The sequence below is a fragment of the Maribellus sp. YY47 genome, from assembly GCF_023111095.1.
Lineage (GTDB): Bacteria > Bacteroidota > Bacteroidia > Bacteroidales > Prolixibacteraceae > Draconibacterium.
The window spans coordinates 21222-36490 of record NZ_JALGYW010000020.1 but is presented as its reverse complement, the minus strand read 5'-3'; the positions used below and the strand labels follow the sequence as shown (position 1 = coordinate 36490).

Sequence of the window (15269 nt, the reverse complement as noted above, 5' to 3'; positions counted from 1 at the left end):
ATAGGTGTGAGACAATGTTGGTTTGTCGTAGGTGTTGTTTCTTAAAACAAGTTTGGAAAGATGTTAAAGAAATCAGGTTTCCTGTTATTTCCGGTAATTCTTTTTCTTATTCTGATGGCATGTAAGGAAGAGAAAACAGCGGTATCTGTTATTGATTTTGGAGCTGTCCCAAATGATAATAAAAACGATGCTGAGGCTTTAAACAAGGCTATGCAGTATTGTAGGGAACATTCTGGAACTACTTTATATTTTGAACCAGGAGTTTATGATTATGCCAACGAAATGGCAATCGAACTGATGAATGGAATACTGAACGGAGAGGTGAAAGGTAATCCGCAGGATTCTATTTTCAAACCATATTATCCATACGGAAAAGGTTTGGATTTTAATGGGCTGAAAAACATCAGGGTGGAAGCAAACGGAGCTGTTTTGCTTTTTAATGGCTGGGGAGAGCCGGTTTCGCTTAGCAATTGTGAAAATATTACCATCAAAGATCTCACTATCGACCATAAAATAAAACCCCATATCGAAGGCCTGATAACAAATATAGGGTCAGATTGGTACGAGGTTGCCTGCGACAGTATTTATCAATTAACCGAAAGAATGCCGCTTTGCCGTGTACATTATTACGATACGCGGGCACATCGCTTGTTGAACAGGGAAGATTACCTCCCGGAATTTGAGTTGGTAAATAGTCATGTTTTAAAAATCTTCAGGCAAATTGATCCCGAAATGTTGGGTTACCGCATAATGTCGCCGCAAACCTTTCATTTTCGTCCGGCAGTGTTGATGTTGGAAGCAAAAAACATCCGGCTGAATAATGTTACCATTCATTCTCAGCCGGGAATGGGGATTGTTGGCCATCGTTCTGAAAATATCTCACTAGAAGGATTACGCATTGTTCCTTTGTCAGGGCAAAGAATGTCAACAAATACGGATGCTACTCATTTTACTTCGTGTAAAGGCTACATCCGTTACCACGATTGCCAGTTTGAAGGACATGGTGATGATGCTGTGAATATTCATAATTATTACCTCACGATCGAAAAACCTGATGCAGGTAATGCGTATCACTTGGTTTTGAAAGGCGCTGATTGGCATGCACAAGTATTGGATTATCCTGATGTGGCAGATACTATGGAGCTGGTAAAGAAACAAACGCTCGAAGTGGTAAAAAAAGTGGTTGTTAAATCAGTTGATAACAATATCAAAGAGCTTTACAGCAAAGTGTCGTTTAACGAAGAATTGCCTTCCGATATTGAAAATTACTATCTAATAAATGTAAGCCGGTTACCCGAGGTGGAAATTACAGGCTGCTCTGTAATGTCTAACAGGGCGCGTGGCTTTCTGATAAAAACGCGAAACGTACTTATTGCAAATAATCTGGTCAGGGAGTCAACAGGTTCAGGAATTCATGTTGGGGCAGAAGGGGGCTGGCACGAAGGGCCTGCTTCTAAAAATGTAACCATTCGGAATAACCGGCTTATTCGTTGCGGAAGAAGCCTCGAAGGTGACGACTGGGCTTGCGGAATAACCGTAAATGTAGGTGCTGATCAAACAAATGTGGCTGGTTTACATAAGCATTTGGTAATTGAGGGGAACATTATTGAAGGCGAAGATTCCGAGAATGGCATTTTTATTTCGGGTGCCAGTGATGTGGTGGTTAGAAATAATGAAATCTCTGGTTGTAAAAGGTCGATGCGCATGGAGCATTCAACAGATGTAAAAATAGCTGGAAACAGTAACCCGTAGTTATGAATGAAAATAATTAATCAATCTTAAACGCTTATACTTATGTTGTCATTAAAAAAATTTATTTATCTGTTTTCTTGTAGTTTAACATTGCTTCTTGTCTTAGTTGGAAAGGGTTATGGTGAGATCAAAACTGATTTGCCGGAGAAAATTGAATACCTGAATATTACCGATTTTGGAACATGTTGCTACTGGAACAAAACTGATTCTGTTCTGGGGTATGAATTAACCGGAAATGATTTTCCTCTTCCAAAAGAGAAGGGAATTGATAACATGGGGATGCGTTGGTGGAATGCTCGCGATATTCAGCGTTTCGAAGTTGTATGTAATTCTTCGGCAACAGCAGAGATAGCTGCATCTATGCAAATTGAATACTGGAATGACAATTGGCCCGATGAACCTCCGCATATGCCTTCTTATGAAGATCATGAAGATGATCTTTGGAGGGGGAAATGGATCACTGCAAAAACAAATGTAGCTATAGATAAAAACAGGATTGTGTTTACTTTTCAGCCTTTAACGAAGGATGAAATTGCAAATGCGAAATATTTACCGGGAAAAGTTACTTATCGTCGTACATTGAAAATGCGGGTTAAATTTCCCGAAGAATACAGTGAAAAGGTAGAAGATATTAATGTTTTCTCAATGGCAGCAGTTCAGCCGCAAAGTATTCGGGTCGAATTTCTTCAGGTTGAAAAGAAAACAAAAAAAATAACCGGCGAAGTAGAGGTTTTTAACGGAGCTTTTAACGGACTTTCGGGCTGGAACTGGAAAGGTGGCGATAAAAAAACTGGTAAAAACGCCTGGAGTATCAATACTGCTGCCAATGGCAAAGGTATTATTCTGAAAGTATTGTCGGCGAAGGCTCTTTTGCCGGGATCGAATGAAGAAACAGTGGTGACGCTTAGAACTTCGAACGGAACATTTTCATTTTCTACGGCCGATTTATCAAATGGGCCTGTTTATGTCCCCGATTTTAGTACCTACATTTCATGGGCCGACGATCCGGTGACTTTTAGCGAAGATGTAGTTAAAGGAAGTAGTATTCGCGAACAAATATTAACCGAACCCGAACATTCGTACGAAAGAGCAAGCAACGAGATCCCACATAAAGATCCGACAGAGGATCAGAATGGGGGCCGAATTTTCCTTCCGATTGCCTGCGATGCCAGTTGGCAAAAGTTTGCCATTGAATGGGGTGGCAACATAATAATCGACAGAGACCGTACAAAAGCGCAGGGTAAAGCATTTGAAATTTGTAACTGGAACATTGATGAGCTGGACTGGAATTTTGGAACAGGAGAAGAGCCTTCGTACGGGAGAGAAGAAGAGAATAGCCGGATGTCAATTCTAAATAATTACTTACCTGTTATCCGGGCTGATTGGAACGACAAAGGACTTTTATTTAATGAGGAGGCTTTTGTTACTTTTCCCGAAAACAAACCGCTTTCTCCGTTTGATCCAAACCGCGACGAATTTACTCCTGCCATATTGATGGTGCAAATGAAGGTTTCCAATCCTTCGTTGAACGCCCAAAAAGCTCATTTGTGGTTGCAGGGAAATCAGGCATTAAATGATATCACACTGGAAGATGGTTATGTTTTTGACCAGAAAGATGGCACGAAATACATTCGTTGTTACACAAAAAAATCAAATGAGAATGCAATAAAGGCTGAAACCTTCAATGCTGGGAATAAACAGGGAATTCATTACGAGTTCGAACTGGGAGCCGGTTCTTCTGGAACCTTTTACTTTTGTTTTCCTTTTATAGGGAACCTGACTGCTGCTGAAAAGAATATTTTCTCTAACCTTGATTATTCATCTGAAAGAACACGGGTTGTTGACTACTGGCGCAATGTAGTTGCCGATAATACTGTTTTTGATGTACCTGAAGAAGTCTTTAACCAGCTTTCAAAATCAGTGATTCCGCATATTCGCATGAGTGTTACCAAAGACCCGGAGAGCGGACTTTACATGGTTCCTGCTGCATCGTTCAGCTATCCTGTTTATGCCAACGAATCAATTTTTCAAACAGTGTTTATGGATCGCCTGGGCGATTTCAAAACGGTTAACAGCTACCTCGAAACATTTCTGGAACTTCAGGGAAGCCGCAAGTTGCCGGGAGCTTACACCGGTGATCAAAAAGCTGTGTTTCATGGGGTGAAAGTATCCGATCATAACGACCTTACCGCTCTCGGATATAATATGAATCACGGAACTGTTCTTTGGGGAATGGCGCATCATTATTTACATTCGAAAGATAAGGACTGGCTGAAAGAAGTTGCTCCGAAATTAATAATGGCTGCCGACTGGATTATTGAACAACGCGCCCAGTCCAAAATAAACGACTCTAAAGGAAATCCTGTATTGCACTACGGATTGTTGCCCGCCGGAATGTTGGAAGACTGCCCTGAATGGAAATATTGGTACGCCACAAATGCATATTCCTATATGGGAATGAAAACCATGGCTGAAGCTTTTGAGGAAGCTGGTTTGCCTCAGGCAGATTATTATAAAAAAGAAGCGGAGGCTTATAAAAAAGATATTCAAACAAGTTTGCAAAAGGCAATGGAACTGGCTCCTGTAGTAAGGTTGCGAAATAATACCTATGTTCCATATATACCTACGCGGGCTTATCAGCGTTTCCGTTATTTTGGTTCTAAAAAATCGAAATATTACGATCGGTACGAAATGGGAATTTACCCGACACTGCGTTTATCTTCTACGCGCGAAGTGCTATATGGACCGGTAACCTTACTAAAAACCGGAATTATAGATGCGAAATCGCCAATGGCCGATTGGATTCTGAATGACTGGGAAGATAACCTTACGCTTTCAACCTCAATGAATTTAAATACGCACGGCTGGGTTGACGATGAATACTGGTTTAGTCGCGGAGGTATGGTTTTTCAGGCAAACCTGCAAAATCCGGTAAGTGTGTATCTCGACCGTCAGGAAACAAAATCCGCAATACGCAGTCTGTACAACAATTTTACTTCGCTGTTTTATCCCGATGTTATTGCCTTGTCGGAAGAATACCGTATGTGGGAACATGCCAGTGGGCCTTTCTATAAATGCCCTGATGAAGCTCGTGTTGTCAGTCAGATTATTGATTTTCTGATCGAAGAGAAAGATGACGAAGTCTGGCTTGGTAACGGAATCCCGGAACGTTGGCTCGAACCCGGGCTGAAGGTTGATCTAAACGGGGTTTACACCCGGTTCGGAGAATATAAATATTCGTTGGCTTCAGGTAAAGAACCGAATACTATTGAAGCAAGCATTTCACTCCCCGAAAATAGTCCTAAAACGCTGTTCTTTCTTCATGATCCGTTCCGGAAGGAAATACAATCGGTATTTGTGAACGGAAAGGAATGGACAGACTGGAATGCAGCTGAAAAGGTGGTTACGTTGCCGCAAAATCAGAATACTGTTGAATTGCTGGTAAAATATAAATGATCTAAATGTTTGAGTGATGAACAAACTTTTTAGTTTCTTTTTAATGCTTTTTCTTTTGGGTTCTGTTGCCGTTTTTGCACAGGATTACACTTCAAAAGTGCCCCGTTTTACCTTTGGGAACCAGCCCGAAGAGCAGCAAAAGCAATTGAAAGATAACTTGTTAATAAAGAGATTTCAGCAATCGCGAAAAGAACTTTCAGTTGACAAACACAGGCCTTATTATCATTTTATTAGTCCTGAGGGAAAATTGAACGATCCCAATGGCTTGTGTTTCTGGAACGGAAAATGGCATTTGTTCTTTCAGGCTTATCCACCTGAAGATCCCCGCCAGCATTGGGGCCACGCTGTCAGTTCCGATTTGGTTCACTGGCGCGACTTGCCGTATGCCATTTATCCGGGTATCGAAAGAATGTCTTTTTCTGGCTCTACCTGGGTGGAAAAGGATAGGGTAATTGCGATGTATCACGGAGTAGATGCCGGTAATATGGTGGCAATTTCAGATGATCCTCTGTTGCTGAACTGGACAAAAATTTCGGATAAAGCGGTGATTGCCCAGCCTGATCCTTCGGAGGGATTGCCTTACAGTCCGTGGGACCCGAACATCTGGAAAAAAGGCGACAAATATTATTCTTTAATGGGCGGAAATCTTTATAACGGGCCGGGAGGAAAAAAGGTCCGTGCGAATTTTCTTTTTGAATCGGCTGATTTGCAAAACTGGAAATACCTGCATCCTTTTGTTGAAGGTGATCGGTATTCTTACATCGGCGATGATGGTTCTTGCCCGTATTTCTGGCCAATTGGCGAGAACGGGAAATACATACTTCTCTATTTCAGTCATAAAAGCGGCGGAAAATATTTGCTTGGAGATTACGATCAGGTAAACGATAAATTCAATGTTACCGATGGCGGAAATTTCAATCATGGTCCGGCATCGCGTGGTGGCGTTCACGCACCGTCGGCTTATCCCGATGGGAAAGGTGGCGTTATTGCCATTTTCAATATGAATACGGGAAAAGAAATTGGCGAAGGAAACTATACCGAATTGATGACTTTGCCTTGGCGTTTAACGCTGGATGTGGATGAACGACTTCAGATAAGCCCTGCCGGGGATTACTCATCGTTAAGAGGTAGACATTCTTCTGTTTCAGAAATGCAATTGCCAGCCAATAACGAGTTTACTCTTCCTGAAATATCTGGAAATGCCATAGAGATTGATTTGACTCTTGACCCTAAAGATGCTTCGGCAATTGAACTGAAGGTTTTGTGTTCGCCCGGGAAAGAAGAATATACGCGCATCACTTTTTATCACGACGGGGGATATCTGAACCGCGATTATTCCGGCCCGGCTATAAGAACAAGTGCCATTTCTATTGATAATCTGAATAGTTCGATATCGGATAAGGTGGATTTCAGAATGCCTGAAACAGCTGATGTGCAAATAAAAGATGGAGAGCCGGTTAATCTGCATGTCTTCATCGATCGGAGTATTGTTGAAGTTTTTGTGAACAATCGTCAGTGCGTGGCTTTACGCACATATCCCGAACGGGATGACAGCAAAGGGGTATCAATAATTTCCCATGGAAAAGACGCTGTGTTAAAATCGCTGGATGCGTGGCAAATGAAAAATATCTATCAATAAAAGAATAAAAACTAATGAAACTGAATAATCGACTTATAAACTGGATGACCTTTGTAGCTGTAAACGGAGGACTGTTATTCGGACTGAATATGGCCGGAATTTCGGGGGCAATTACGGGTGTTCAGGATTTTTTCGAACTGAATCAAATGCAAACCGGATTGGCAGTAAGCTCCATAATGATCGGCTGTTTGGTCGGCGCACTCGTTGCCGGTTCGTTTGGCGATAAATATGGCCGTAAAAGAACGATGTTTATAACTGCTTTTCTTTTTGTGCTATCTGCATTATTGTGTAGTATCTCACATCGGTTTTCATTATTCGTATTTGCCCGTATTCTTGGAGGATTAGCAGTAGGAGCTTCTTCTGTTATTGTGCCAACTTACATAACCGAAATTGCTCCGGCAGAACGCCGCGGAACCTTGGTCTCTTTTTATCAGATGGCAATTGTAACCGGGATTCTGTTTGCGTACATTATCGATTATGTTTTGTTCAGGATAGGTTATGGCTGGCGTTTTATGCTGGGAGTACCGCTTGTTTTTGGTGTGATATATCTGCTTCTGCTTACTGCTTCTTTTTTCGAAAGCCCCCGATGGTTAATTAAAGCCGGAAGGAAAAGTGATGCTCAGGAAATACTGTTCAAAATAGGCGGAGCTCAATATGCGATGGATGAAATGTCGAATTTAGAAACCTCGGATGAGACTAATGATAGTAATAAGAAGGTAAAAATCAGCTCAATATTTAAGGGAAAACTGGGGTATGTTCTGTTATTGGGAACACTACTGGCAGCATTCCAGCAAATTACTGGGATTAATGTTGTAATTAATTATGCTCCGGTAATTTTTCAGCAGGCAGGAGTTGGAATAAATGATGCTCTTCTGCAATCCATTGTTGTCGGAATTGTAAATTTTGTTTTTACCATCGTTGCTGTTTGGCTGGTCGATAAAAAAGGAAGAAAAATTTTGTTGTTATGGGGTGCAGCAGGGATGACCCTCTCGTTGTCCTTTCTGGCTGCATCGTTTTTCAGTCAAAATAGTGGTGACATTGGAATGGTAATCTCTGTCCTTGTTTATATCGCCTTTTTTGCGGCATCGCTGGCCCCGGTTATGTGGGTAGTTACTTCTGAAATGTATCCAACTTCGATACGGGGAACTGCAATGTCGTTTTCAACTTCAATCAGTTGGATTTGTTCGTTGCTTGTTGTTCAGTTTTTCCCCTGGATGATGAGCAGCTTTGGCGGGGTGGTAACATTTGGTGTTCTTGCCTTATTGAGTTTACTCGCCTTCCTTTTTATCAAATTCTTTATTCCTGAAACCAAAGGAAAATCACTGGAAGAGATTGAAAAAGAGCTGGGACTGGCAAAATAGAAAAATGACGAATAAGTATAAAATAGCAGGAATCGGAGAAATATTGTGGGATATCTTGCCACAAGGAAAGGTATTGGGAGGCGCTCCAGGAAACTTCGCTTATCATGCGGCAATGTTGGGCGCAGATGGCTATATTTTCAGCGCTGTTGGCAACGACGGGTTGGGACGTGAAATCATCAGCCGCTTATCTGGATACAACATTCATCTTCAGATCGAAACTCTTAATTACCCGACTGGAGTTGTAGATGTTACGCTAAACGAAGCGGGTATTCCACAATATGAGATAACGGAGCAGGTGGCGTGGGATTTTATCCCGTTTTCTGCTCAAATTGCCGGTTTGGCCAAACAGATGGATGCTGTTTGTTTTGGAAGCCTGGCACAGCGATCCGAAATTTCGAAAGCTTCAATAACGAAGTTTGTAAGTCTTGTGCCTGATAGCGCATTGAAAGTTTTTGATATTAACCTCCGTCAGCATTATTACTCGAAAACATTGATCACCGAATCGATGCAGCTTGCAAACGTTTTGAAGATAAACGATGAAGAGCTACGTACAATCGCGGATATGTATGAATTGCCGGGTGACGATTTATTGGTTTGCAGACAGCTTGCCAAAGAGTTTAACCTGAAAATGGTTGCCTGCACATATGGCGCCAATGGAAGTTTGCTTTGTTCGTTAAGTGAGTCATCTTTTATGGAAACTCCGCAGGTAGCAGTAAAAGATACTGTTGGTGCAGGCGATGCTTTTTCAGCTGCGCTTATCGTTGGAATACTGAATGGTTTTCCGATGAAACGCTGTCACGAAATGGCAGTGCAACTTTCTGCTTATGTGTGCACACAAGACGGGGCGATGCCTAAGTATGATTACAAAACAATAAAAACAGAGTTACATGAAAAATAGATTCTTGATAAGTTTCCTTTTACTTCTGGTTAGCACGATAAGTTTTTCGCAGGAGGTTGTAAGTATAATTCCGGAGCCGGTGAACTTAACGCAGAGTTCAGGACATTTTGTAATAAATGGAAAAACAAAGATCGTTACAAACGGTGATGAATCTGTTTTGTCACTGGCCGCAATGTTTGCAGATAGAGTCGATTTTCTAACTGGCAATAAATTGACGGCAACGTCCAAAGGAAAAGGAAAGAATATTTCTCTTCAAATTAATAAAACAAGAAATAACGAGATCGGAGATGAAGGATATGTGCTGGAGATACAACCTTCAGGCGTAAAAGTAGCTGCAAACAATCCTTCTGGTATATTTTACGGATTGCAGTCGTTGTTGCAGTTGGTTTCGTTGAACTCAACAACTGAAAATAAAGGACAGGAAGTGGCTGTTCCGGCTGTTTCTATTGTCGATTATCCCCGTTTTGCATGGAGAGGATTGATGCTGGACGTTAGTCGTCATTTCTTTGATAAAGAATTTATAAAGAAATTTATGGATCAGATGGTGGAATATAAATACAATGTATTTCACTGGCATTTAACCGATGATCCAGGTTGGCGGATTGAAATAATGAAATATCCGAAACTCACCGAAGTTGGAGCCTGGCGTGTGCCGCGCACAGGTGTTTTTTACAGTATGCCGGCAGTTAAACCCGGAGAAAAACCAACATACGGAGGATATTATACGCAGGAAGATATCAGGGAAATTGTAAAATATGCCGCAGACCGTTTTATAACTATTGTTCCGGAAATCGATATTCCTGGACATAGCCGTTCGTTGATTGCTGCATATCCGCAGGCTTCGTGCAGTGGCAGGCAAACAACGGTTTATGCCGGAGAAATAGATGGGCCGGAGGGAAATGTATTGTGTGCAGGCAACGAAGCTAATTTTAAAATGCTCGACGATATTCTTGGTGAGGTGGCTGCTCTTTTTCCCGGAGAATATATACACATAGGTGGCGACGAGGTTTGCAAAGATTTCTGGGAGCAATGTCCTAAATGTCAGCAGGTGATGACAGATAATGGTTTGAAAGATGAACACGAACTTCAGAGTTATTTCATAAAACGTGCTGAAAAAATAGTGGAGTCGAAAGGAAAACATTTGATTGGTTGGGACGAGATATTGGAAGGTGGTTTGGCTCCCAACGCAACGGTAATGTCGTGGCGTGGAATGGAAGGTGGAATTAAAGCTGCTTCTGAAGGGCACGAAGTAGTGATGACCCCAACCGATTTCTGTTATTTGGATTACATGCAGGGAGACCCAATAACGTCGGGATTTCCTGCTCCGTGGCCAACACTGGATATTTCAAAGGTTTATAGTTTTGAACCTGTTCCCAATGGTATTGATCCAAAATATATTCTGGGAGGACAAGGAAATGTGTGGACTGAAATGATACAAGAAGAACGCCAGGTGGAATATATGACGTGGCCACGAGCTATGGCTTTGTCCGAAGTATTCTGGTCGCCCAAAGAAAAACGCAATAGCGAAAACTTTATGCATCGTTTGGAACAGAATTTACCGTTGTTGGATAAAAATAAAACGAAATACGCGCGGAGTGTTTACGATCCGTTTGCAAAACTGACTGAAACATCTTCAAGTGAATTGCAGGTAGAATTTGGCTCAGAATTTCCGGGACTGGACATCTTCTATTCTTTCAACTTTGCTTTTCCGGATGAATATTCCCCAAAATATAATGGACAACCGGTTACTATTCCTACAGGTGCTGTCGAGATAAAAGCGATAACATACAGAGATGGAAAACCGATAGGACAAATGCTTCGGGTAAAGATTGATGATTTGAAAAACAGATAGCAAAATATTGATATGTAAATTTTAAAAGATTATTGTGTATGAGAGTAAAACTAACAATTGTAATGTTGATGATTGCCAGCTTTTGTGCCTATGCGCAAAAGTTCGACAAACTGGCCCAAACTCCGCCAATGGGCTGGAACAGCTGGAATAAATTTGCCTGCGATGTAAGCGAAGATCTGATAATGGGAATGGCAGATGCTATGGTAAGCAGCGGAATGAAGGATGCCGGCTACGAGTATGTTGTTATTGACGACTGCTGGCAGGTTGGCCGCGACGAAAATGGGGAAATTATCGTTGACAAAGAGCGTTTTCCGCACGGAATCAAATACCTGGCTGATTACATTCATTCCAAAGGATTAAAGTTTGGCATTTATTCCTGTGCCGGAAGTGAAACCTGTGCCGGTCGTCCCGGTGGATTGGGGCACGAATACCAGGATGCGAGGTCTTATGCCAGTTGGGGAGTAGATTATTTAAAGTACGACTGGTGTAATACTACAACTCAGGATTCAAGATCATCTTATACAAACATGAGAGACGCGTTATATACCGCCGGTCGTCCGATTGTTTTCAGTATTTGCGAGTGGGGCGGGTCAAAACCGTGGGAATGGGCAAAAGATGTTGGGCATTTGTGGCGCACCACTGGTGATATCCTTGACAGGTGGGATGCCATGATCGGGATTGTTGATAAACAAAGAGATTTGGCAAAGTATGCAGGCCCCGGTCATTGGAACGATCCTGATATGCTGGAAGTTGGCAACGGAGGAATGACGAATGAAGAGTATAAAACACATTTCTCGATGTGGTGTATGATGGCTGCTCCGTTGATGGCCGGAAATGATCTTGCCAACATGTCAGAAGAAACAAAAGAAATTCTGACGAATAATGAACTGATAGCCATTGATCAGGATCCGATTGGCCAGCAGGCATCTTGTTACCGCGACAACGGAGACTACGAAATCTGGGGCAGAGCTTTGGAAAATGATGAAAAAGCAGTTTGTCTGCTTAACCGGAGCGACGAGGAAAAAGAAGTGCAGGTTAATTTCACCAGTTTACTAAAAACAAGTGATAACTACTGGTACACTTATCCCTACAACCTGGAAGATTATAATGTACGTGATGTGTGGGAGCAGAAAGAAGTGAAAACCGATAAGAGTATTATTATGGTTAAAATGCCTCCACATTCAGTTAAAGTATATCGATTCTTAAAAAAAAAATGATTCCTGTGACATTGGAGAATGAGTGCACGCGTTGAAAATGTCGGGGTCCAAATAGAAAAATTTAGAATGTAAAGCAGCAATAAGTATTTCTGATCAGCTTGAGGACTTTATTGACTTCCCTGCTATGGTTAGTTAATTAATGGCTTAAGTACCACTCCATTTTGTGATCAATGAGGAGTGTCGTATTTCAGGTGTTTATTTTCCTGAAAAGGGGGATTCTTTACTTTGTTTTCAATCTGATTCCGGAGATATGTGTTTGTTAAATTGCTAGTATCTAATCAATTAATTAAAAACATTATGAAAAAAAAGAGAATGTTGGTTCAATGGACTAACAAAATTAAATTAGTGAGAAATTTGGCAGGTCTATTAATTGTTCCTGCACTTTTGTTCGTTTCGTGTAGTGATGATGATCCGGAACCAGAACCTGTGGTTGTATCGGTTTCTTTTCCGGATGCTGTAAACAATCCGCTTGAAAGCACTATTGAGTTGGTTGATACAACTTTTAAGTTTGCCGTTTCGGCTGACCAAAATGCAGAAGGTGTTGTAGAAGCAACTATTGAAGTTGATCTTTCATTGGTTAGTGGGTTTAATTTTGCCCATGAAACTTCTTATTTATCAATGGTTGATGGTAGTTATGAGCTAAGCGGAAGTAAATTGACCATTTCTGATGGCGCTTCTAAATCAGATTCATTATCGCTTACCATTAAACCTGCCGGAAAGTTAGAAAGGGAAAAAACTTATTTACTTCCTGTACTAATTAAATCTGTAAGCGGAAACGGTACTGTTAGTGAGCAAAACAGTGTTAATTATTTTGTAATTAAAGTTAACAAAGCGAAAGAAGTTATTGTTTCTGATATCGATCGTTCCAACTGGGGAATTGAATGTTCCAGTGAAGAGCTGACAGCCGAAGGCGATGGTCAGGGTAAAGCCATTTACTTGCTTGACAATAACATTTACACATTTTGGCATTCCCACTATAGAGATTCTATTCCGGGACTTCCTCATTGGCTCCTTGTTGATATGAAGAGCGAGCAATCAATTCTGGGGTTCTGGCTTGTTGACTGCCAGGAAGACTGGGGCGACGAGTCATGGGCAAAAGACATGTATTTTGAAGTTTCCAGCGACAAAGAACAGTGGACTAAAGTACTGGAAATATCAGATGCTCCATATGTACTGGAAGACAGGATAGTATATATGCTTGAAAATGAAGTATCCTGCCGTTACTTCAGGTTAACAATTACCAATACTGCCTACGGCGGTCCTCATACCTATCTTGGCGAATTGGGAGCATATTACAATAGCAACAAGTAACACGTAATAGTTTAGTTTAGGCATATACGATAGTACGGGTCTTTGTACCTGTATTATCGTATTAAAGTCTGGTAATTGTGGGGAATTCAAGCCTAAATGGATCCTTTTAACTAGTTTGATAAATAAATTTTAATGGCTACTTAATACTACACCTAATAACATGGCTAACGAAATGAAACGAGCATGATAAAGTTTTTGACACATATGCATATCATTAAAATCATGCGAGTTACATCTTATACCATAAAAAACAAACAATTTTAATAAGATGAAATATTATATGAAATTAAAGTGGGTGTTACTCATTACCCTTCTTATTATTTCTTTTTCCTGTAAAGAAGATAGCGAAGAACCTGCTTATTTGGACATATCATCGAACGAACTGATATTTTTGCCCGAGGGAGGACAAGAATATATTGCAATTAAGTCTAATCGGGATTTTTCAGTAGAATCATCAGCTACGTGGTGTACAACCGAAATAAATTCTTCTTCAGAGAATAATCTGAAAATATCGGTAACAGCAAATGAAACAGTAGGCGAAAAACGTACTGCTGAAATAACAATAACAAGTGACAATATTTCTGATAAAATTGTAATTGGGCAGTTTGCCGTAGAACCTGTACTTGAAGTGAATAGCGACGAGGTTTTTTTCAATGAAAAGGAAACGCTCGAATTTGCGTTAGAAATTACAACGAATGTGTCGCTCGAATTTGAACTGCCTGAATGGATTATTCAGCAAGGAAATGACGGACAAAAAACATATTCTTTTAAAGCTGAAGCCTTACCTGAAGTCGGAACATCGAGATCGGGGAATATCATTATAAAGTCTGCTAATCAGAATATTAGTAAACAGGTTGTTGTTCCTGTTCGTCAAACAAATAAAGATTGTGTTTTACGTGTAGCATCCTATAACTTGTGGGTTAATGAAGCATCCTGGCCAACAAGGAAAGACCTGGTTAAATACTTAATCCATAACTATGATTTTGATATTTTTGGTACACAGGAAGGTACTTTAAAGAATCATCTGACAGATATTACCGAGAGTGGATATGGGGATTATGCATATATAGGAGAAGGTCGCGATGGGGGGCAAGACGGCGAGTATTCGGCTATCATTTATAAAGTTGACCGTTTTGAACCATTACAAACAGGGAATTTTTGGTTTTCAGAAACCCCTGATATTCCAAGTATAGGATGGGATGCTGCTTATAATCGCATATGTTCATGGGGTAAATTTCGAGATATTGAAACGGGATGTGAATTCTATTTTTTTAATTCTCATTTTGATAATGAAGGTTCAACGGCCAAATTAGAATCAGCTAAACTACTTTTATCAAAAATGAAATTAATCGCGGGTGATTCCCCCGCTTTTTCAACTGGCGATTTTAACTCAAAACCAACTACCACTCCCATACAAACCATTTTAAATGATGGTTTGCTAAGTGATTCATACGATTTGTCGGAAATAGCTCCTTATGGATCTTTTGGAACTTTTAATGGTCAGAGTGAAGATGTATCGACAAAAAGAATCGATTATGTTTTTGTAACAAGCCAGATAAAAATAAAAGAATATGGAGTATTAAACGATCGGCCAAATGGGCAATTCCCATCAGACCATGATCCTGTATTGATTATTGCTGAGTTCTAGTGTCGATGAGGGCTTTGGCATTTTAGAAACCATAAGGAATCAATTGTTACGAAAATTCAATTAGTGAAACAACTATTTAATATGCCTGCTTGATATTCAACCTTAAATTTTGATTACGAATACTAATTAAATATA

9 protein-coding genes are annotated in these 15269 nt (G+C 40.6%); all 9 read left to right on the top strand.

Annotated elements, in window-relative coordinates; genetic code table 11:
• The first annotated feature begins 60 nt into the window (after positions 1–60).
• The 9 genes from MR764_RS15715 to MR764_RS15675 all read left to right on the top strand — a co-directional run bounded on the left by MR764_RS15715 (position 61) and on the right by MR764_RS15675 (position 15134).
• Positions 61–1752, top strand: a complete 1692-nt coding sequence (locus MR764_RS15715; RefSeq protein ID WP_247980395.1) for a right-handed parallel beta-helix repeat-containing protein — start codon at positions 61–63, stop codon at positions 1750–1752.
• Between the two features lie 42 nt (positions 1753–1794).
• Complete coding sequence (locus MR764_RS15710) at positions 1795–5208, top strand: hypothetical protein (protein WP_247980394.1); 3414 nt, start codon at positions 1795–1797, stop codon at positions 5206–5208.
• 16 nt (positions 5209–5224) lie between these two features.
• Positions 5225–6847 (top strand): glycoside hydrolase family 32 protein, encoded by a 1623-nt coding sequence (locus MR764_RS15705; protein WP_247980393.1) that lies wholly within the window; start codon positions 5225–5227, stop codon positions 6845–6847.
• A 14-nt stretch (positions 6848–6861) separates the two neighbouring features.
• A complete protein-coding gene (locus MR764_RS15700) occupies positions 6862–8208 on the top strand; it encodes a sugar porter family MFS transporter (RefSeq protein WP_247980392.1) in 1347 nt (448 codons plus the stop codon).
• Positions 8209–8212: 4 nt separating this feature from the next.
• The gene (locus MR764_RS15695) at positions 8213–9106 is read left to right on the top strand and encodes a carbohydrate kinase (RefSeq protein ID WP_247980391.1); all 894 of its coding nucleotides are present in this window, start codon (positions 8213–8215) and stop codon (positions 9104–9106) included.
• Entirely contained in the window at positions 9096–10958 is a 1863-nt protein-coding gene (locus MR764_RS15690; protein ID WP_247980390.1) for a family 20 glycosylhydrolase, read from the top strand. The genes MR764_RS15695 and MR764_RS15690 overlap by 11 nt, the downstream gene beginning before the upstream one ends.
• Positions 10959–10996: 38 nt before the next feature.
• Positions 10997–12175: a glycoside hydrolase family 27 protein gene (locus MR764_RS15685; protein ID WP_247980389.1), complete on the top strand. Its 1179-nt coding sequence runs from the start codon at positions 10997–10999 to the stop codon at positions 12173–12175.
• 297 nt (positions 12176–12472) lie between these two features.
• Positions 12473–13486, top strand: coding sequence for a DUF1735 domain-containing protein (locus MR764_RS15680; RefSeq protein ID WP_247980388.1), 1014 nt, complete (start codon positions 12473–12475; stop codon positions 13484–13486).
• A 268-nt stretch (positions 13487–13754) separates the two neighbouring features.
• The gene (locus tag MR764_RS15675) at positions 13755–15134 is read left to right on the top strand and encodes an endonuclease/exonuclease/phosphatase family protein (RefSeq protein WP_247980387.1); all 1380 of its coding nucleotides are present in this window, start codon (positions 13755–13757) and stop codon (positions 15132–15134) included.
• Positions 15135–15269 lie beyond the last annotated feature (135 nt).